This is a genomic window from Salegentibacter sp. BDJ18, from assembly GCF_017579965.1.
Taxonomy (GTDB): domain Bacteria; phylum Bacteroidota; class Bacteroidia; order Flavobacteriales; family Flavobacteriaceae; genus Salegentibacter.
On sequence record NZ_JAFLQX010000025.1, the window covers coordinates 18,996 to 40,763 of the forward strand.

Annotated in this window: 17 protein-coding genes; 13 read left to right on the forward strand and 4 right to left on the reverse strand. The window is 36.9% G+C overall.

Annotated elements, in window-relative coordinates; translation table 11 throughout:
• Positions 1-80 precede the first annotated feature (80 nt).
• The 4 genes from J0871_RS14365 to J0871_RS14380 are packed head-to-tail and all read left to right on the forward strand — an operon-like array spanning position 81 to position 8,944.
• Complete coding sequence (locus J0871_RS14365) at positions 81-3,452, forward strand: VCBS repeat-containing protein (protein ID WP_208225959.1); 3,372 nt, start codon at positions 81-83, stop codon at positions 3,450-3,452.
• Positions 3,436-6,702 (forward strand): VCBS repeat-containing protein, encoded by a 3,267-nt coding sequence (locus J0871_RS14370; protein WP_208225960.1) that lies wholly within the window; start codon positions 3,436-3,438, stop codon positions 6,700-6,702. Before J0871_RS14365 ends, J0871_RS14370 begins: the two co-directional genes overlap by 17 nt.
• A complete protein-coding gene (locus J0871_RS14375) occupies positions 6,703-8,037 on the forward strand; it encodes a vanadium-dependent haloperoxidase (protein ID WP_208225961.1) in 1,335 nt (444 codons plus the stop codon).
• A 4-nt stretch (positions 8,038-8,041) separates the two neighbouring features.
• Complete coding sequence (locus tag J0871_RS14380) at positions 8,042-8,944, forward strand: hypothetical protein (RefSeq protein WP_208225962.1); 903 nt, start codon at positions 8,042-8,044, stop codon at positions 8,942-8,944.
• A gap of 303 nt (positions 8,945-9,247) precedes the next feature.
• Here J0871_RS14380 and J0871_RS14385 read toward each other — a convergent pair whose 3' ends face one another.
• The gene (locus J0871_RS14385; protein ID WP_208225963.1) at positions 9,248-9,892 is read right to left on the reverse strand and encodes a gluconate 2-dehydrogenase subunit 3 family protein; all 645 of its coding nucleotides are present in this window, start codon (positions 9,890-9,892) and stop codon (positions 9,248-9,250) included.
• A gap of 11 nt (positions 9,893-9,903) precedes the next feature.
• Positions 9,904-11,610 (reverse strand): GMC family oxidoreductase, encoded by a 1,707-nt coding sequence (locus tag J0871_RS14390; protein WP_208225964.1) that lies wholly within the window; start codon positions 11,608-11,610, stop codon positions 9,904-9,906.
• A 149-nt stretch (positions 11,611-11,759) separates the two neighbouring features.
• Between J0871_RS14390 and J0871_RS14395 the strand changes: the two genes are divergently transcribed.
• The 9 genes from J0871_RS14395 to J0871_RS14435 all read left to right on the forward strand — a co-directional run bounded on the left by J0871_RS14395 (position 11,760) and on the right by J0871_RS14435 (position 20,513).
• A complete protein-coding gene (locus J0871_RS14395; protein WP_208225965.1) occupies positions 11,760-12,773 on the forward strand; it encodes a sugar phosphate isomerase/epimerase family protein in 1,014 nt (337 codons plus the stop codon).
• Between the two features lie 18 nt (positions 12,774-12,791).
• Positions 12,792-14,027 (forward strand): nucleoside permease, encoded by a 1,236-nt coding sequence (locus J0871_RS14400; RefSeq protein ID WP_208225966.1) that lies wholly within the window; start codon positions 12,792-12,794, stop codon positions 14,025-14,027.
• Positions 14,028-14,049: 22 nt separating this feature from the next.
• On the forward strand, positions 14,050-15,189 hold the full coding sequence (locus tag J0871_RS14405; RefSeq protein ID WP_208225967.1) for a Gfo/Idh/MocA family oxidoreductase: 1,140 nt from the start codon (positions 14,050-14,052) through the stop codon (positions 15,187-15,189).
• 12 nt (positions 15,190-15,201) lie between these two features.
• Positions 15,202-16,257: a sugar phosphate isomerase/epimerase gene (locus J0871_RS14410; RefSeq protein WP_208225968.1), complete on the forward strand. Its 1,056-nt coding sequence runs from the start codon at positions 15,202-15,204 to the stop codon at positions 16,255-16,257.
• 9 nt (positions 16,258-16,266) lie between these two features.
• Positions 16,267-17,046, forward strand: a complete 780-nt coding sequence (locus J0871_RS14415; protein WP_208225969.1) for a DUF1080 domain-containing protein — start codon at positions 16,267-16,269, stop codon at positions 17,044-17,046.
• Positions 17,047-17,166: 120 nt separating this feature from the next.
• Positions 17,167-18,378: a bifunctional alpha/beta hydrolase/OsmC family protein gene (locus J0871_RS14420; protein WP_208225970.1), complete on the forward strand. Its 1,212-nt coding sequence runs from the start codon at positions 17,167-17,169 to the stop codon at positions 18,376-18,378.
• Positions 18,379-18,481: 103 nt separating this feature from the next.
• Positions 18,482-19,078, forward strand: coding sequence for a superoxide dismutase family protein (locus J0871_RS14425; RefSeq protein ID WP_075327283.1), 597 nt, complete (start codon positions 18,482-18,484; stop codon positions 19,076-19,078).
• Positions 19,079-19,179: 101 nt separating this feature from the next.
• On the forward strand, positions 19,180-19,710 hold the full coding sequence (locus J0871_RS14430; RefSeq protein WP_075327284.1) for a sigma-70 family RNA polymerase sigma factor: 531 nt from the start codon (positions 19,180-19,182) through the stop codon (positions 19,708-19,710).
• On the forward strand, positions 19,710-20,513 hold the full coding sequence (locus J0871_RS14435) for an anti-sigma factor (protein ID WP_208225971.1): 804 nt from the start codon (positions 19,710-19,712) through the stop codon (positions 20,511-20,513). Before J0871_RS14430 ends, J0871_RS14435 begins: the two co-directional genes overlap by 1 nt.
• Positions 20,514-20,720: 207 nt before the next feature.
• Here J0871_RS14435 and J0871_RS14440 read toward each other — a convergent pair whose 3' ends face one another.
• A complete protein-coding gene (locus tag J0871_RS14440; RefSeq protein WP_208225972.1) occupies positions 20,721-21,473 on the reverse strand; it encodes a LytTR family DNA-binding domain-containing protein in 753 nt (250 codons plus the stop codon).
• Complete coding sequence (locus tag J0871_RS14445) at positions 21,473-21,766, reverse strand: 2TM domain-containing protein (protein WP_075327287.1); 294 nt, start codon at positions 21,764-21,766, stop codon at positions 21,473-21,475. The genes J0871_RS14440 and J0871_RS14445 overlap by 1 nt, the downstream gene beginning before the upstream one ends.
• Positions 21,767-21,768 lie beyond the last annotated feature (2 nt).

Sequence of the window (21,768 nt, forward strand, 5' to 3'; positions counted from 1 at the left end):
TCTTTTAGACTCCTAAATTCTTCTTAAATTTTGTTTAAATTGCCAATTAAAATAGCCTCCCTTCTAACCTGTTTTTCTCAATGAAAATCACTTCTCATTTATCATCTTCAATTTTTGGTTCAATCTTTATTATGCTGTTTTTTATGGCTTGTGCTAATGATAAAACAGAAAATGAAATGCTTGCGGAAAAAGAAAATAAGGATGCATTATTCTCCAAAATGTCATCTGCTGAAACGGGAATCAATTTTGAAAACAAAATAACCAATACTAAAGATTTCAACATTTTTCGATATAGAAATTTCTATAATGGTGCGGGTGTAGGTATGGGCGACATCAATAACGACGGTCTACCTGATATTTATTTAACCTCAAATCTTGGTAAAAATAAACTCTATTTAAATAAAGGCGATTTTAAATTTGAAGATATTACAAAAAGCTCAGGAACGGTAGGAACAAAAAACTGGAGTACCGGTGTAAGTATGGTAGATATTAATTACGACGGACTCCTAGATATCTATGTGAGCAATGCCGGAAATATTGAAGGTGCAGATCGTAAAAATGAACTTTTTCTCAATAATGGGGATCTTACTTTTACTGAAGACGCCGCTTCCTATAATTTAGATGAAAATGGATTTACCACTCACGCCGCTTTCTTTGATTATGACGGGGACGGTGATCTTGACGTATATATTCTTAATAACAGCTTTATCCCGGTTTCCAGCCTAAGTTTTAATAACAAACGTGATCTAAGAAGTGAAGATTGGGATTTACCAGAAATTTTTAAGGGCGGGGGTGATAAGTTACTACGCAACGATGATGGGAAATTCACCGATGTTAGCGAAGAAGCAGGAATTTACGGAAGCTTAATAGGTTTTGGACTTGGAGTTACGGTAGGTGATGTAAACAACGATCAACTCCCGGATCTTTATATTTCTAACGACTTTTATGAACGCGATTATCTTTATATCAATAATGGTGATGGTACTTTTACTGAAGATATTAAAAACCGTGTTTCCCATTTAAGTCTTTCTTCGATGGGCGCAGATATGGCCGACATAAACAACGATGCGCGTCCTGAGATCTTTGTTACCGATATGCTTCCGGAAAGCGATAAACGCCTTAAAGAGACTTCAGATTTTGAACGATATGATATCTATAAACTCAAAGAAAGTAGGGATTTCTATCACCAATTTATGCAAAATACTCTACAGCTCAATACGGGTGAAAATTCCTTCTCTGAAATCGCATTTCAAAGTGGTGTTGCACAAACAGACTGGAGTTGGGGCGCCCTAATTTTTGATATGGATAATGACGGTTTCAAAGATATTTATGTGAGTAACGGCATCTACCACGATCTCACTAACCAGGATTTTATGGATTTCTTTGCCAACGATATTCTTCAGGAAATGGTTCTTACCGGTAAGAAAAAAGAATTTGACTCCATTCTTAGTGAAATGCCTAGCAATCCTATTCCTAATTATGCATTTCAGAATAATCAAGACCTAACATTTGATAATAAAACTAAAGATTGGGGCCTAAATGAACCCAGCTTCTCTAACGGTTCCGCTTACGCCGATCTGGATAATGATGGTGATCTAGACCTTGTTGTCAATAACGTAAATCAGGAGGTATTTATTTATAAAAACAAAACTTCAGAACAATTAGAAAATAATTACCTGAAATTGAATCTAAAAGGGGAGGGAAAAAACACTTTTGCAATTGGTAGCAAAGCCCTACTCTATCTTGATAACCAGGTGCTTTCTCAAGAATTAATTCCTACGCGAGGTTTTCAATCTTCAATAGATTACAGTCTAACATTTGGCCTGGGAAAAACTAAAAAAATCGATTCTCTCCAAATTATCTGGCCCAACAAAGCTACACAAGTTATTAAAAAACCCACGATCAATACCACTTTGGAACTGAGTCAAACAGAGGCGAATTCAACTTTTGATTCACAAAAAAAACAAACGCAACCAATTTTTACTGAAATAAATACAAAACTTCAAAACCACAAAGAGAATAATTATATAGATTACGATTACGAAGGTCTAATACCAAAAATGTTATCGCGTGAAGGCCCGGCATTAGCTGTAAGCGACATAAATGGTGATGGAAATGATGAATTTTATTTAGGAGGCGCAAAAGGCCAGGCCGGAGTTCTTTATCTACAGAATAATTCTGGAAGCTTTAGCGAAAGAAATCTTGAAATTTTTACCTCAAATTCAAGTTTTGAAGATACCTATGCAGTTTTTGCTGATGTAAATGGCGATAATAAACCAGACCTGATAGTAGGTTCAGGCGGGAATGAAGCAAATGTAGATAAAGAAGTATTTCGCGATAGAATTTATATAAATCAGGGAAATGGGAGTTTTAGCGCTTCAGAATATGAACTACCTAATTCTGCACAAAATACTTCAGTGATCGCGCCATATGATTTTGATAATGATGGTGACATAGATTTGTTTATAGGAAAGAGAAGCGTTCCGGGAATTTTTGGAATTAACCCCAAACATCAGCTATTAGAAAATGACGGAAAAGGCAGTTTTAAAGATGTAACCGATGCTAAAGCTTATATACTTAACGACCTGGGAATGATTACCGATGCCACCTGGGAAGATACAAATGCTGATGGGAAAAAAGACCTAATTTTAACCGGCGACTGGATGGCGCCTAAAATTCTTCAAAACAACGGAAATTCTTTTAACCTGGCAGATAATAATCTGAACGAATTTTCCGGAGCCTGGACAAGTTTGTCGGTTTCAGATATAAATGGAGATGAAAATCCTGATTTTATTTTAGGAAATCGCGGTACCAACTCGTTCTATCAAACTTCAGCCGAAAATCCGGTTAAAGTTTATATCAACGATTTTGATAGTAATGGCACTATAGAACAAATTTTTACCAGAAATATTGATGGTAGAGATATCCCAATTCATTTAAGAAGAGAACTGGCAGGGCAAATTTCAGCAATAAAAAAGCAGAATCTTAAATTTTCAGAATATGCTACGAAGTCAATTCAGGAACTTTTTTCAGAAAAAATTGTAGAAAATTCCATTGTAAAAGAGATAACCACTTTTAAAAGTTTTCTTGCTTTAAATAATGCTGAAGGTAATTATGAGTTTAAAGAACTTCCAACCGAGGCGCAGTTATCGAGTATTCACGCTATTGAACATCTAACTACCAAAAATGGAAATAGTTATTTTTTACTCGCCGGAAACAATTTCAACTTAAAACCCCAATTTGGGCGTTTGGATGCAAGTAAAGGGCTTCTCCTAAAGGTGAGTGGGAATGGTGAGATGGAAATTATTTCTTCAGAGAAAGCAGGATTTTTAGTTGAAGGTGAAGTGAAACACATCAGGAAAATATCAAATAAAAATGGAGAAATTCTTATTCTGGTAGCCATAAATAATCAGGAACCAAAAATCTTTAAGTTTGATGAGAAAGCTCTTTAGCCTGGTATTTTTATTCATCTTTCTCACTTCCTGTGAGAAAGAAAAAACTTCGGAAGATTTTCTTTTTGAAAACCTGCCGGCAGAAACCACAGGCCTAAATTTTAGCAACGATCTTACCGAAACAAATGCGCTAAATATTTTAGATTATTTGTATTTCTATAATGGCGGCGGCGTTGCTGTGGGCGATATAAATAAGGATGGTTTACCAGATATTTACCTAACCGGAAATCAGGTAAAAAATAAACTTTTTCTTAATAAAGGAAACTTGCAGTTTGAAGATATTACCGAAAAGGCAGGAGTTTCAGGCACGTCTAATTGGAATACAGGAGTTGTTATGGCCGATGTTAACGGTAATGGTTTGTTAGATATCTATGTTTGTGCAGTCTCTGGAATAAACGGTTTAAACGGGAAAAACGAATTATTCATCAATAATGGTGACGGCACATTTTCTGAAAAAGCTGAAGAATTCGGGCTGGATTTTCAAAATTATTCTTCTACAGCTGCTTTTTTCGATTTTGATAATGATGGCGATCTGGATATGTATCTGCTTAATCACGCTGTTCACACGGTGAATACTTACGGCCCGGCAGATATTAGAAATAAACGTATTGCTGAAAGCGGTGATAAACTTTTAAGAAATGATAATGGAAAATTTGTGGACGTTAGCGAAGAAGCCGGGATTTATGGTGGCGCTAATGGTTACGGACTCGGACTCGCAACTGCCGATTTTAATAATGACGGTTTCACAGATATCTACGTGAGTAACGATTTTCACGAAGATGATTATTATTATTTGAATAATGGAGACGGTACTTTTACCGAAACGCTAAAATCTAAATTTGGGCATGTTAGTCGGTTTTCTATGGGAAATGACGCCGCCGATGTAAATAATGATGGATTTATAGATATTCTTACCCTGGATATGCTTCCCCAGGATGAAAAGGTTTTAAAAGCCTCTGTAGGAGACGACCCACGCGATTTAGATAAATTAAAGACCGAAGAATTAGGCTATCACTACCAGTACACCCGAAATATGCTGCAAATAAATCAGCAGGGGGAATATTTTCAGGAAACCGGTCTTTTAAGCGGTGTAGCTGCCACAGATTGGAGTTGGGCTCCCCTATTTGCCGATTTTAACCAGGATGGCTTTCAGGATCTTTATATAGCTACCGGGATACCCAAACGTCCAAATGATTTAGATTATATAAAATACGTTTCCAGCAACCAGATCCAGAAAAAAATAAATAATACGCGTTTAGTAGATAATGAAGCTTTAGAAATGATGCCTTCAGGAAAGGTGCATAATTACGTTTTTAAAGGTTCTAACAGCCTAAATTTTAAAGACCAATCGGGGAAATGGATGGCTCGAGATTCGGTTATTTCTACGGGCCTCGCCTATGCCGATCTGGACAATGACGGGGATTTGGATATAGTAAGCAATAATATTAATGCAAATGCGAGCATTTATGAAAACCGGGCAGACTCAACTTCAAATTATTTAAAAATATCTTTTAAGCTAGATACTCAAAACACCTTTGGCATTGGCACCAAAGCAATTACCTGGCAGGAAGGAAAAATGCAAACGCGGCAGCTTTATAATTCCAGGGGGTTTCAGTCTTCTTCAGAACCCATTATTCATTTTGGATTTCCGAAGAAAGAAAAGTTAGATTCGCTACTTATTATCTGGCCAGACAATACTTACCAAAAAAAGGAAAAACTGGATTTAAATCAGCATTTGGTAATAAGTCCAAACCAAAAGCGTGATGCTATTGATTATAAAAAACTTTTTCTTGCGCCAAAGCCATGGTTTAAAAAGGTAGATTCTCTACCGGGAATTACCTTTAACCATAGAGAAAACAGGTATACCGATTTTGACAGGCAAAAATTGATTCCTTATCAAATTTCTGACCGGGGCCCCGCGGTTGCCGTTGGCGATTTAAATGGCAACGGCCTGGATGATATCTTCTTCGGAAATTCAAAATTTGAACCTGCAGAAATTTATTTTCAGCAGGAAAACATTTTTAAAAAGCAGGATTTTGAATTGTTGAAAAATGATGAAAAAACCGAAAATACATCAGCCATTATTGAAGATCTCAACCAGGATAATAAGAATGAACTTTTTGTCACTTCAGGTGGTGGAGAATTTTACGGAGAAGCAGATGCCCTTTTAGATAAATTATATTGGTTTGAAAACAGCGAATTAAAAGCTAAAAAATTACCGCAATTTTTCGAAAACACTTCAGTTGCAAAATTAGGCGATATTGACGGCGATGGCGACCTGGATATTTTTGTGGGTGGCGCTGCAGTATCAAACGATTTTGGCAAGATCCCCTCTTCCTACCTACTCATTAATGAAAATGGTAATTTCCGCATCCAGGAAAATTCAGAGCTTGAAAAAATAGGAATGGTTAGCGATGCGATTTGGACAGATTTTGACCAGGATGGTCAGGAAGATCTAATTGTTATTGGAGAATGGATGTCTCCGCAATTTTTCAGAAATAATAATGGAAATTTAGAGAATGTTTCAAAAGAAATTTTTGGTCAAAAACTAAATGGTTTATGGCAAACAATTATTCCGTTTGATATAAATAACGATGGAAAAATGGATTATTTACTCGGAAACTGGGGCCTGAATACTAAATTCCCGGCTTCGGCAGAATTTCCGCTAAAAATGTTTTATTCAGATTTCGACAAAAATGGTAGTACAGAAACAATTCTAGCTTATGCTAAAAATCAAAAATATTATCCCGCAAACGGGCTAGATGAACTGGTAGGCCAGCTTTCCTATTTACGAAAGAAGTTCCCCCAGTATAAAGATTTTGCCGGGAAAACTATTGAAGAAGTTTTTGAAAAAGAAAGCCTGGAAGAAGCTAAATTACTGAAAGTGCATACAATGGCGTCGGGATATTTGCTAAATCAGGAAGGAAAGTATATTTTTAAGCCCTTTGAAAGTGCATTACAGGTAGCGCCTATTTTAGCATTTTTAAAAGCCGATTTTAATAAAGATAATCAGGAAGAAGTACTGGTTGCCGGCAATTATTTTGGAATAACACCCTACCACGGAAGATTTGATGCATTAGCGGGAAATATAATCACGAAAAATGGTGAGGTTTTAGAAGGAGTTGAGTTGGGATTAAATCTTACCCAAAAGAGTGTAAGAAGCCTTGATTTAATTAATTTTAAGGGAAAAGATTATCTTATGCTAAGCCTGAACAATGGTAAACCACAATTTTATAAATTGAACAATTAAATGAAAAAATATCTTTATTTTTTTATAAGCACATTAATTTTAACTTCCTGTTCCCAGGAAGAAAAACCTATTGTAGTTACAGCCGAAAATTATCACCAAACGGTAGATAAAATTACCGATATTATGGTGCACGATATTTTTTCACCACCTGTAGCCAGCCGAATTTATGCTTACTCCAACCTGGCTGCTTATCAAATTATGCGGCAGGAAAATAAAGATTTAATAGATCTCACTTCAAAATTTGAAGAGCTGGAACCTATTCCTAGTGTAGATTCTACTGCAAATATCAATTATAAACTCGCCGCGCTTGTGGCAAAAATTGAAATTGGAAAAAAATTAATTTTTTCTGAAGACTTACTTACCACTTACCGTGACAGTCTTTACTCAGAATGGGAAAAAACGAATAAAGATGAGTTTAATTCCTCAAAAGATTATGGCCTGGCGGTTGCTCAGCATCTTTCCTCCTGGATAGATAAAGATAATTATAAAGAAACCCGCACTATGCCCAAATACTCGGTGTATAGTGACGATCCCGCCCGTTGGCAGCCTACCCCTCCATCTTATATGGATGGTATTGAGCCTCACTGGCCAAAAATTAGACCTTTTACATTAGATTCTGCTTCCCAATTTAAACCTTTACCTCATCCCGAGTTTTCATTAAAAAAAGGAACCGCTTTTTACGAAGAGCTCGTTGAAGTCTACGAGATTAAAAACGAAATGGAGAAAAAAGGAGATGAAGCCGAAGAAATGAAAATTGCTCAATTTTGGGATTGCAATCCTTATGTGTCTACCCAACGCGGTCATCTTATGTTTGCGACTAAGAAAATCACTCCTGGCGGACACTGGATGGGAATTTGCAAAATTGCTTCTAAAAAGGCAGAGTTAGACTTCGCACAAAGTTCATATGCCTATACCACAACTGCTATCGCTTTGGCCGACGGGTTTATAAGTTGTTGGGACGAAAAATACAGAAGTAACCTGGTAAGGCCTGAAACTTTAATTAATAAGCATATAGACGAGAATTGGAAACCTGTACTGCAAACGCCACCCTTTCCTGAATATTCTAGTGGGCATTCAGTAGTTTCGGGGGCGGCTTCTATTGTTCTTACCCGTATTTTTGGTGAAGAATTCAATTTTGAAGATGACACCGAGGTAAAATACGGATTACCAATAAGATCGTTTAATTCCTTTTCTCACGCAGCCAACGAAGCCGCTATAAGTAGATTATATGGCGGAATTCATTACCGCTCTGCTGTAGAAAATGGGATTGTACAGGGAAGAAATCTTGGCAACCACGTAGTAGAAAACCTCAACATACAACCTCTTACATACTAATTTAATGTCAAAAAAATACTGGCTACTGTTTCTTATTGGTCTACCTGTGCTTTTTTTGCTTTGGTATTTTACGATTAAAAATAATGATTACGCTATAAAATTTGAAGCAAAAGCGCTTCCAGGTGAAATAGTTTATAGGGTAGATTCTCCAATTTTTGATAAAATGGAAATCAATAATTCTGAAATTAAATCTGATTTTTCCAAGGTAATTCAGGAAACGGAATTGAATGCAGAAAGTTATGAACTCACTTGGATTATTAAACCCAAAAACGATTCAATAAGTGAGGTAAAGGTTAAGGTAAGCAATAAAAATAATTCTTTTAAAGATCGCTTCTTCTTGCTGATAGGTCAAAACAAATTTCAGAAAGAAATGAAAGCTGAAATTGCCTATTTTAAAAAAGCTTTATCTACCAATAGAGCATTATATACCGTTCAACTTGAAGGAAAAAGTGTTATTCCTGAGAACACCTGTGCCTGTATTACCACCAACAGTAAAGTAGATCAAAAAGCCTTTGAAATGATGAAGACTATAGATATACTTTCTAATTATATCCTGGAGAACGATTTAGAAACCCTGGGCAGGCCTAGAATTCTCATTAATTCCTGGAATAAACAGACTAAAAATATCAATTTCAGTTTTTGTTTCCCAATCGCAAAAATGCAAACCTATCCTAAAGATTTATTAATTGATATTCAAAAAATTACTTCAGAAAAAGCTTTAAAAGCGAGTTTTCACGGGAATTATATGTTTTCGCATAATGCCTGGTTTCATTTACTTGATTATGCTGAAAAAAATAATATTGAGGTTAAAAGCGAAAATATCCTGGAAATATTTAAAGATAATCCGCAAATGGGTGGAGATGAATCTTTATGGGAAGCTGAAATATATTTTCCAATACTAGAATAGAATACTATCTCTTATCCTCTTGAAATTTATCATCCTGAACTTGTTTCAGGATCTAAGATAATTGATAATCAAACCACGTTAGAAGCTGATACAATTCCAAAGATTCGGGGTAGCTTAACGAAAATAGTACTTTTTAGACTTTCTTTTAATACGGCAAAAACCTGAATTAAACTGCGCGGCTGGCAGTTGTGGGAAAACATATTGTGTCTTCAAAACAAGTCTTGGTGCATTTAATACTAAAAAAACCTCACAGGTTTTTAAAATCTGTGAGGTTTGATATTTATTCACTGTACTCTTTAAAAACTAAAGCGACATAGCTTTTCCACCTCCCAGTTCATCTACTGAACCACAAGGAATATATTCCCCGGGAATTGGATCGTACCACATTACTTCTTCACCAATTTGTTCACTGGTTTTATAAGCCCATATTCCCATACTTCTTACTTCTTCTAAATAAGCTAAAGTACCTGCATCAGCATCTAAAGTTATTTTTTGATCTTTATCCTGCGGATCCTGGGTTTCTGTATTTCGTTTGGCTATTTCATCTCTTTCTGCCGGAGTTGCTCTAAGATATTTTGCTACAATTTGCTCATATTCTTCAGCACTACCTTCTCCTGCATCTTTATCAAATTCATTTTTAAACGCCCTGGAAAAAGCATCAGCAGATTGTTTGAATTTCTCCTGCCTGTCCTGGTGAGCAACCTCTTCCATATAAGAATCTATGAATTCGGCTATGTTTAAATCATTAGCACCAGGAGTATCAGTTTTTGGAATTATAACTTCTAAAATCTGTTTTAACGCAAATCCGTTAGAAGCACTTAAAAAAGTGGGCTCCCAGTTATAAGAAGGGTCATTTTTACAGCTTTGCAAAAGGTTTAAAGTAGTTGGACCTACAATTATAGCCCCCGCTCCAAGTCCTATGTTTCTTAATGCCTGTCTTCTATTCATAATCCTAATAATTAAGCGTTAGATGATTTTTTAAAATTTTTAGAAGCGTGGTCTGCAGCCCTTGCAGTCATTGCCATATAAGTTAATGATGGGTTTTGACAACCAGCAGAAGTCATAAAAGAACCATCGGTAACATATACATTAGGAACGGCGTGTACCTGATTGTTTCCGTTTAAAACCGAAGTTTTAGGATCTCTTCCCATTCTGGCAGTTCCCATTTCGTGAATTCCAAGTCCCGGTGCGCCAATATCATCATAACCCTGTACATCTTCAAATCCGCCTTTTTCCAACATCTCTATTGCTTGGCCTACCATATCTTCTCTCATTTTAAGTTCATTTTCTTTGAACTCTGCATCAAAAGTTACTGTTGGCAAGCCCCATTCATCGGTTTTATCATAATCCAGGCTCATTTTATTTTCGTGGTAAGGTAAGGTTTCCCCAAAGCCCATTAAGCCCATGGTCCAGCCACCCGGCTTCACAATGGCTTCTTTTAATTCTTTGCCGTAAGAAGCTTCAGCAATGCCTTCACTCCAGTCTCCACGACTTGCACCACCCTGGTAACCATAACCACGGGTAAATCCAAGGTTATCGCTTCCATTAATATTTCTAAAACGGGGCAAATAAATTCCGTTAGGTTTTCTTCCTTTATAATATTGGTCTTCAAAACCATCATATTTACCAGATGCTCCGGCTTTAAAATGGTGGTCCATTACATTATGCCCCAGTTCTCCACTATCATTCCCCAAACCATTCTCAAACCTATCAGATTTTGACTGCATTAGAATGCTTGTAGATGCAATGGCAGAAGCGCAAAGGAAAATAACATTGGCTTTAAACTCTATTTCCTCCTTAGTTTCGGTATCTATAACTTTTACCCCTGTAGCCAGTTTGGTTTCAGGATCGTAAACAACCTGTTTTACTACAGAATTAGGTCTTAAAGTCATATTGCCAGTTCGTTCTGCCGCCGGTAATGTAGAAGAGTTACTGCTAAAGTAAGCGCCGTAAGGACAACCTCTAATACAACGGTTTCTAAATTGGCAACTAGACCTACCTTCAAATTCTTTATCACCAGTAATATGCGCAACCCTACCTGCGGTTAGCACACGGCCGTCGCTAAAATTGTCGGCCATACTTTTTTTAAGGTGATCTTCAACGCAGTTTAGCGGCATTTGCGGAAGAAATTTCCCATCGGGTAATTGGCTTAACCCAAGGTTTTCACCACTCACGCCAATATATGATTCAACATAATCATACCAGGGTGCAATATCTTTATAGCGAATTGGCCAGTCTACACCGTGGCCATCTTCTTTATTTGCGGTAAAATCTAAATCACTCAAGCGGTAGCTGTGACGTCCCCACATAATAGATCTTCCTCCCACGTGATACCCACGCATCCAGTCAAATCTTTTTACTTCATTATAAGGGTGTTTAATATCGTCTACAAACCAATGTGCGCTGGCTTTATTAGTAGTATAACCGGTACGTGCTTGTTTTTGCTGACGTTTTTCTTCTTCGCGTGTTAATTGTCCTTTAAACTTATAATCCCAGGGATCATCGTTCATTGTTGGATAATCTTCAATATGTTTTACCATACGTCCACGTTCAAGCACAAGGGTTTTAAATCCTTTTTCACTAAGCTCTTTGGCGGCCCAACCACCGCTAATTCCTGTACCTACGACTATTGCATCATAAGTGTTTTTTTCATAATAATTGCTCACTGTCTTGTAGTTAATTAATAATTTAGTTAATCGAATGCCTTCAAATATATAAATTTATGGTTATAATTTTGCTTCTTTAAAAAAAAGTATACTTTTAAGATTTTAAATTATCAGTAAAATCACATTCTAATAACCCTTAAACCTATTTTATGAACCTAAGACCAACCAAACTTTCTTATTATTTATTATTCCTTTTTATCTCCTTCGGAATTTTTTCCTGTAAAGATCAAAAAGCTGAAAAAGACAACGCAGCAACCGCTGAAGTTAAAACCGAAGAAAATGCTGAACCATTTTTTAAACTTTCTCTTGCACAATGGTCTCTTAATAAGCCAATTTTTGCCGGAGAATTAGATCCAATAGATTTTGCTGAAAAAGCGAACGAAATGGGATTTGAAGGCATTGAATATGTTAGTAGCTTTTACGGCCAGCGCATTAGTGAAGCCAATAATCCTGAAGAAGCAATGCAAAAAGTGCTGGATACTTTAAAGGCAAAGAGCGAAGAATTTGATGTAGAGAACGTTCTAATTATGGTAGACGGTGAAGGCGAATTAGCCAGCCCTAACCAGGCTGAACGTGAAAAAGCCGTAGAAAATCATAAAAAATGGGTTGATGCCGCTAATTTTTTAGGCGCCCACTCTATAAGAGTTAATCTTTTTGGTAGTGAAGAACCGGAAGAATGGAAAGCTTCAGCTGCCAAAGGCTTAAAAGCGCTTAGCGAATATGCAGCAGGAAAAAATGTGAATGTTTTAGTAGAAAATCACGGATATCTTTCTTCTAACGCGGCACTTCTTGTAGAAGTAATTGAAGATGTAAATATGGAAAACTGCGGTACCCTTCCAGATTTTGGTAATTTTTGCCTTAAAAGACAGGGCGGTGAACGTTGGGAAGCAAAATGTGTAGAGGAATATCCAAAGTACCAGGGAATAGAAGAAATGATGCCTCATGCAAAAGCTGTGAGCGCCAAATCTTACGATTTTAATGACGAAGGGGAAGAAACCAGCCTTGATTATGAGAGAATCTTAAAAATTGTTCAGGATGCAGGATACACCGGTTTCATTGGAGTAGAATATGAAGGAGAGAATTTATCTCCTGAGGAAGGTATAAAAGCCACTAAAGAACTTTTAATAGAAGTTGGGAGCAAATTAAACAGCAACAATAACTAAGAGAAGCTACAAAAGATAATGAAAAGTTTAACCAGATTCCAGCTATCAACCATGATGTTCCTCGAATTCTTTATTTGGGGAGGGTGGTTTGTAACTTTAGGTACTTTTTTACCACAAAATTTAGAAGCCACAGGTGCACAAACGGCTATGGCTTTTTCTACTCAATCCTGGGGAGCAATTGTAGCTCCCTTTATTATTGGGCTAATTGCCGACCGTTTTTTTAATGCCGAACGCATCCTTGGGGTACTTCATCTTGTTGGTGCCTTATTGCTTTATATGATGTTTCAGGCAGAAGATTTTAGCAATTTTTATCCTTATGTTTTAGGGTATATGATTATTTATATGCCTACCCTGGCTTTAGTAAATTCCATTTCTTTTTATCAAATGTCAGATCCTTCTAAACAATTTTCAAGTATTCGAGTATTTGGAACCATAGGATGGATAATTTCAGGGTTAATAATAAGTCTCGTTTTTGCATGGGATTCTGCCGAGGGTCGTGCAGAAGGAATGCTTCGATATACCTTTTTAATGGCTGCAATAGCTTCTGCTATGTTAGGCTTATTCAGTTTTAGTCTACCTAAAACTCCACCGAGCAGCAAAGGAGAAAAAGTTTCAATTTCCGATATTTTAGGACTGGAAGCAATTGGCCTACTTAAAGGCAAGAACTTCCTTATTTTCTTTATTTCCTCAATTCTAATTTCTATTCCACTGGCTTTTTATTACCAAAATGCCAATCCTTTTCTTTCTGAAATTGGAATGGAAGATCCTACAGCAAAAATGTCTATAGGTCAGGTATCAGAAGCTTTGTTTCTTCTACTTATTCCTTATTTCTTTAAAAAATTCGGATTTAAGATTACCATCCTGGCAGGAATGTTAGCTTGGACGGTTAGATATTTGCTGTTTGCCTATGGTGATACCGGGGAACTTGCTTTTATGTTAATAATAGGAATTGGCCTTCACGGAATTTGCTATGACTTTTTCTTTGTTTCGGGACAAATATATACCGACTCCAAAGCGGGGCCAAAAATTAAAAGTGCCGCTCAGGGCTTAATTACTTTAGCCACCTATGGTGTGGGGATGCTTATTGGTTTCTGGGTAGCGGGGCAGGTTAGCGACATGTATTTGAACGCCGATGGCAGCCATAATTGGGAACAAATTTGGATCTTCCCCGCGGCATTTGCTTTTGTAGTTCTTATATTATTTGCTATTTTCTTTAAAGATGAAAAAATAGCCAAAAAAGATATTGAAATATAACCAATCAAAAAATTACTGAAATATGGGTAAAAAAATAAAATTAGGAGTATTAGGCGGCGGTGGAGATTCCCTTATAGGAGTTTTACACCGGGTAGCTTCTTCTATGTACGATAAATTTGAATTTGTAGGCGGGGTTTTTAATCCAGAATTAAAAGAAAGTCAGGAATTTGCTAGAGAACTTGGCATTGGTACCGATAGGGTTTATAAAGACCTGGACCATTTAATTGCAGAAGAAGCCAAACTGCCCGAAGAAGAGCGAATAAAGGCTGTTTCTATTCTTACCCCAAATTTTTTACATTTTCCAATGGCAAAACAGCTGCTGGAAAACGGTTTTCACGTAATCTGTGAAAAGCCAATGACCACCACTTACCAAGAAGCAAAAATACTTGAAGAGACACTTACCAAATCTAAAACGGTTTTTGCGGTAACCTATACCTATACCGGTTACCCAATGATTAGGCAAATGAAAGAAATGATTGCTGCCGGAGAGATTGGAGAAGTTCAAAAAATTGATGTGCAATATTATCAGGGTTGGATAAATTCAATTATACACGATAAAGAACAAAGAAACAGTATTTGGCGCCTTGATCCCGAAAAAGGTGGAATAAGTTGTTGTATTGGCGATATTGGCACCCACGCTTTTGATATGATTGAATATGTAACAGGCCTGGAAGTAAAAGAGCTTTTAGCCGATCTGAACTATGTATATTCTGACAATAAGATGGATGTTGACGGCACAGTGCTTCTTCGTTTTTCAGAATTTGTAAAAGGAGTGCTTAGATCAAGCCAGATCGCTACCGGGGAAGAAAATAACTTTGCGGTTAAGATTTATGGAAAAAAAGCCGGTTTAAAATGGGAACAGGAAAACCCAAATTACCTTTACAAATTAGAAGAAGGGCAACCTATGAAGGTTTTAAAACCGGGGCACGAATACAATTCTGCCCTGTCTTTAGACGGTACAAAACTACCTCCGGGACATCCAGAAGGTATTTTTGATTCTATGGGAAATATTTATAAAGGAGTTGCTCGCGCCATTAATGGTGAAAAATATCACCCTGCTGAATTTCCTACTATGAAAGATGGTATACGTGGTATGAACTTTATTGAAAAAGTAGTAGAGTCTCACTCTAAAGGAAATGTTTGGATAAAAATAGACGCATAAAAAATTAATGAGATGAAAACAGTAAAAGGACCTGCGGTTTATTTAGCCCAATTTATGGATACAGAAAAGCCTTTCAATAGTTTGGATGGTTTATGCGAATGGGCGGCAGATTTAGGATATAAAGGAATACAAATCCCAACCTGGGAATCAGCTTTGATAGATTTAACCAAAGCTGGAGAAAGCAAAGATTATTGCGACGAGATTAAAGGAAAAGTAGAATCTTACGGACTGGAAATCACAGAGCTTTGTACCCATTTACAGGGACAACTCGTGGCAGTACATTCGGCGTACGATACTATGTTTGATAATTTTGCTCCAAAAGAAGTTAAAGGCAATCCAAAGGCCAGAACCGAATGGGCCGTAGAACAAATGAAAAGTGCAGCTCGCGCAAGCCGTAATTTTGGTCTTGATGTGCACGGTACATTTAGCGGGTCTTTGCTTTGGCATACCGCTCATCCCTGGCCGCAAAGACCGGAAGGTTTGGTAGAAATGGGATTCAAGGAACTTGCAAAACGCTGGCTACCTATTTTAAATGAATTTGATGAACAAAACGTAGATGTTTGTTATGAAGTTCACCCAGGAGAAGACCTTCACGACGGAGTTACTTTTGAACGCTTTCTTGAAGCAACCAATAATCACAAACGGGTTAATTTATTGTATGATCCCAGCCATTTTGTGCTGCAACAATTAGATTATATTTCATATATAGACCATTACCACGAATTCATAAAAATGTTTCATGTAAAAGATGCTGAATTTAACCCTACGGGGAAAAAAGGTTCTTTTGGAGGTTATGGTGACTGGATAGACAGAGCGGGAAGATATAGACATCCCGGAGATGGCCAGGTAGATTTTAAAACCATTTTTTCAAAATTAACCGAATATGGTTGCGATGTTTGGGCGGTTTTGGAATGGGAGTGCTGTATTAAATCTCCAGACCAGGGTGCTCGCGAGGGAGCTCCTTTTATTCAAAGTCATATTATTGAAGCTACTCAAAAGAAATTTGATGATTTTGCAGGAAGCGAAATTGACGAAAAGAAATTAAAACGAATCTTAGGAATCAACTAATTATATAAAATGAAAAAAGTAAGTTTAATTCTAGTAACGGCTACAATTATGGCCACCGCCTGTAAATCTGATAATAAATCAGATAGAGAAGACCAGGAAGCAAAAGAGGCCTATGAAGCTGATGCAGCGAACGATACTACGGCAATGGCTAATGATGAGGAAAATTACACCAACTTGTTCAACGGGCAAAACCTTGATGGCTGGAAAGCCTTTAACGCTGATTCAATTTCAAACCAGTGGCAGGTAAAAGATGGCGTGCTTGCTTTTACCCCTGCTGAAGGAGAACGTGAAGGTACTGAGAATCTTATTTCAGAAAAAACCTATACTAATTTTGAACTTTCCCTGGAATGGAAAATTTCAGAAGGAGGAAATAGCGGAATTATGTGGGGTGTTCAGGAAAGTGAAGAATTTTCTGAACCATATTTAACAGGTCCCGAAATTCAGTTATTGGATAATAAACTGCATCCAGATGCAAAAAATGGTGAGGTTAGACAAGCCGGTGCACTTTATGATATGATGCCGCCAAGTGAAGATAAAACCAAAAATGCGGGAGAATGGAATAAAACCGTAATTAGAATTAACCATAAAACCAATAAAGGTTCTGTACGTTTAAATGGAACTTTAATAAACGAGTTCCCGGTCCATGGGGAAGAATGGAGCAAATTGGTAGAAAACTCAAAGTTTAAAGACTGGGAAGATTTCGGTAAAAATCGGGAAGGCCACATTGCTTTACAAGATCATAGTGATAAAGTTTGGTTTCGAAATATTAAAATAAGGGAACTGGAATAAGCAGAAACTCCTTGTTATTAAAAGCTGATTGAAATTCAAAAAAACTATTTTTTTGAATTTCAATCAGCTTTTTTGTTTTAGCCATTGCAAACAATTTGTACCTTGAATAAAAACTTATAGATGAAAACGGAAAAAGTAAACTTTAAGAATAAAAATGGAGACGATTTATCTGGATATTTAGAGCTTCCATTTAACCAGGATCCTCATAATTTTGTGCTCTTCGCCCATTGTTTTACCTGTAATAAGAACTTTTTTGCTGCTAAAAATATCAGTAGAACGTTGGCCCGAAACGGCTATGGAGTATTACGTTTCGATTTTACAGGACTGGGAGAAAGCGAAGGAGAATTTTCAGAAAGTAATTTTTCAGGAAATATTCAGGATCTTCTGGCTGCTGCAACTTATTTAGAGGAAGAATTTACAGCACCCAGCCTTTTAATTGGACATTCGTTAGGTGGTGCAGCAGTTTTATTCGCTGCAAAAGAATTAAAATCGGTTAAAGCGGTAACCACTATAGCAGCGCCTTCAACTACTGCTCATGTTCAGCATTTAATACAAAATAATGTTGAGGAAATTGAGAAAAACGGTGAGGCACAGGTAAATATTGGCGGTAGACCTTTTAAAATAAAGAAGCAATTTCTTGAAGATATTGATAAACACGAATTAAAATCTTACCTGGGTGAGCTTAAAAAGTCACTGTTAATAATGCACTCGCCACAGGACAAAATTGTAAGTATTAAAAATGCCGAAGAACTTTATATTGCTGCCCGGCATCCTAAAAGTTTTATTTCCCTGGACGGTTCGCAACATTTGCTTGCCAATAAAGAAGATGCCTCTTATGCCGGAAATGTTATTGCTTCCTGGGCTTCAAGATATTTAGACATTCCTAAGAAAGAAGTACCAGAATCGGAAGCTGATGTGGTAGCAGGCTTAGAAGCAGAAGATGGGTTTACCACCCAAATGAAGGCCGGGAACCATACTTTCCTGGCAGACGAACCTATAAAAGCCGGCGGTAAAGATTACGGCCCTACTCCATATCAGTTCTTATCTTCTGGCCTGGCTTCCTGTACTTCTATGACGCTTCAAATGTATGCTAAACGAAAAGACTGGCCCTTAGAAGACGTTGAAACCCACGTTCATTATTCCCGCGAACATAGTACAGATTGCAAAAACTGCGAAGAGAAAACTTCAAAAATAGATACTTTTAGAAGGGAAATTAAGCTCGTTGGGGATTTAGATGAAAAGCAAAAACAAAGACTTTTGGAAATTGCCGATCGTTGCCCGGTACACAGAAGTTTAACTTCTGAAACAAATATTACTACCAAACTAATTTAGAATGCTGAAAAACTGAGTTTGTTAACCTATCCTTAAATCTTTGGTCAGGCCTTGGGATAGGCTTAATTTAGTAATGTTTAATCTAAAAACCAATCAATAGATTATGAAAAGAATAAGTTTATCATTAGTATTTTGCGCCTCTTTATTTATAATTGGCTGTAAAAACGACAAAAAAGACAATGACGCTGAAAACGCTGCCGAAACAGAAATGAATTCTGAAATGGAAGCACAGCAAGACGAGGAAGAAGTTAAAGAAATAACTGTACCTCTAGAGCCTAAAAGCGGAAGCAACTTAGGTGGTGAAGTAACTTTTACCCAGGAAAATGGAGAAGTTACTATGGAAGCTACCATCACAGGTTTAGCCGAGGGTCAACACGCGATCCATATTCACCAGAAAGCAGACTGCTCTGCTGAAGATGGAACTTCTGCCGGGGGCCACTGGAACCCAACCAACGAAAAACATGGTAAGTGGGGTGATGCTGAAGGCTACCACAAAGGCGATATAGGCAACTTTGAAGTTGATGCCAATGGAGAAGGTACTGTGAGCATGACTACAGATGAATGGTGTATAGATTGTGACGATGAAAACAAGAATATTGTTGGAAAAGCAATAATAGTTCACGACGGAGTTGATGATTTCACCTCTCAACCTTCTGGAGCTGCAGGCACCAGAGTTGGATGTGGAGTAATAAAAATGTAAATCTTTTCACATAAGAATTAATAAAAAGCGGCAAATTGCCGCTTTTTATTTTTTTACACGGGAGTTTATCATATTTTTACCCGGCAAGTCATTATCTATTTATGCAACAAGACGCTTTAATTTTAGAACTTCAAAAGGGTAACGAACGTGCCTTTGAGCGTATTTACCATTTATATTCTGAAAGTACTTATGGAATTATTTTTACCATAATTAGAGACGAAAAAGTTGCTGAAGAAGTATTGCAGGATGTGTTTTTAAAAATCTGGGACAAAGCACCCAGTTACAATTCAGATAAAGGCCGGTTTTTCACCTGGATTCTTAATATTGCCCGAAATGCTTCTATAGATAAAATACGCTCTAAAGATTTTAAAAACGACCAACAAAACCTTAAGACCGATAACTTCGTAGATATATTAGAGGCTAAAACTAATTTCTCTGAAGCTGTGGATTCTATAGGTCTTAAAAAATACATAGACGCTTTAAAACCGGTTTGTAAAAAATTGATTGATTATTTATTTTTTAAAGGCTATACTCAAAAAGAAACTTCAGAAGAATTAGATATGCCACTGGGCACGGTGAAAACCAGAAACCGCGTTTGTATAGATAAATTAAGAGCAATGGTAATTAAGTAATGGATATTCAAAAGTACATATCGTCTGGAATTCTTGAACTATATGTTTATGGAGCACTTTCTGAAAAAGAAAGTAGAGAGGTTAGTCGTGTGCTAAAAGAATATCCTGAAGTTAAAGCCGAAGTTGAAGAAATTGAAAAAGCATTACTTACACTTTCAGCTGCTACGGCTCCAAATAATGCTGAACATTTAATTTCTTCAATAAAAGAGAAGTTAAGCAAATCACCAACGGGAACCGCTCCGGTAGCGACTCCGGTTAGAAGCATAAACTGGATTACCTATTCCGGTTGGGCAGCAAGTTTATTATTGCTTATCGGCTTATTTGTTTTCTTTAACCGCACCAACGAATTAAGAGAAGATTTACAAGCTGCCAATGCCAGAAATGTTCAAATGGAAGAACAAATCGCTAACGCCCGTGAGGATGCTGAAAAAGCAGAAGAATTACTTGCGGTTATAAGGGACAGAAACGTACAGCGAATCCCGCTAAAAGGTCAGCAGGTAGCTCCTGAAGCCTTTGCATCCGTTTATTGGAATACCCAGGAGAATACCGCTTATATAGATGCCAAAGAGCTACCTGAACCTCCCAGAGGAAAAGTTTACCAGGTTTGGTCACTTACCATGCAACCTCTTACTCCTACCAGTTTAGGTTTACTGGCAAATTTTGAAGCCGATGATAATAAAGTTTTTAGTCTGGAAAACCCAAACCAGTCTGAAGCTTTTGGAATTACCTTAGAGCCTGAGGGCGGTAGTGAAACTCCAACAATGGAACAACTATATGTTTTAGGAACTGTAGCTGCACCTTAATTTTAAAACAAAACATTTTAGTTGAATCTCCATCATTAAAAAATGAAGGTTCACCATATCTTATACAGTAAACCTTCACATAACCAACCAAAAAAATAGAAATAGAAAACCGGAAGAAAACAAAGTTGTTTAAAATCCAGTCTTCATCAATATTTACGAAGAAATAAGTCGTAAGGTTTTAAAATATTCTATTTTAACAGTCTAAGGCTAAGAAATCCAATTTTTAAAGTCTTTAACCCGCTCCCGACTTACAATTAATTGAAACCCAGAAAAAGCATTCAACTTAACTTCTAAACGGCTGTTGGTGTAGCTAATAATATCTTCTATGCAATCAATATTCACAATAGATTTACGGTTAATTCTGAAGAATTTTTCAGGATCTAGGTCGTTTTCCAGGTTTTCAAGCGAAATATCTACAGGATAATTTCTACCGGAACTTGTTGTAAGATAAGACGCTTTATTTTCAGAATAAAAACAACAAATTTCGCTGGTTGAAATAATTTTTAAATGCTGCCCAACCTGAATGGTAAAACGCGTTTTATAATCTGGTTTGCCACCGGTTTCAAGAATTCTTCTAAAAGCATTAAAATCAATTTGGGAATTATTCTTCTGGTAATTTTCCCTGAACTTGTTAACTGCATTTTCCAATTCTTCTTCATCTATGGGTTTCAGGAGGTAATCTACACTATTCAGTTTAAAAGCTTTTAGCGCATATTCATCGTAAGCAGTGGTAAAAATAACAGCGCTGTTAATTTTCACCTTGTCAAATATTTCAAAGGAGATGCCATCACTAAGTTGAATATCAAGAAAAACGAGATCGGGTTCAGGATTTTTATTAAACCATTCAATTCCTTCTTTTACCGAGTGTAACATAGTATTTACTTCCAAATTCAGCTTTTTCAGCATTCTCTGTAAGCGGCGTGCGGCAGGTTTTTCGTCTTCAACAATTACTATTTCCATTACTCCCAACGCTGTTTTTCTTCCTTTTCCATATATTCCCTAATTTTACGTTCTTCCCAGCGTTTATCAAACATAGGGTTTAACCTAAAGGCTTTTAGAGCATCAAAGGCTAAACCAATTCCCCAACCGCCTACAACCCATAAAAACCAGGGATATTCCCATTGATTCGTATAGTAATTAATTCCAGCTAAAAATAAATTCACTAAAATATAGGAGAATAAATGATTGTAGAACTCCCGTAATTCTTTAACCCGTTCCCGGGCTTTTAAATATTTATCTTCTGAAGTTTCCATAA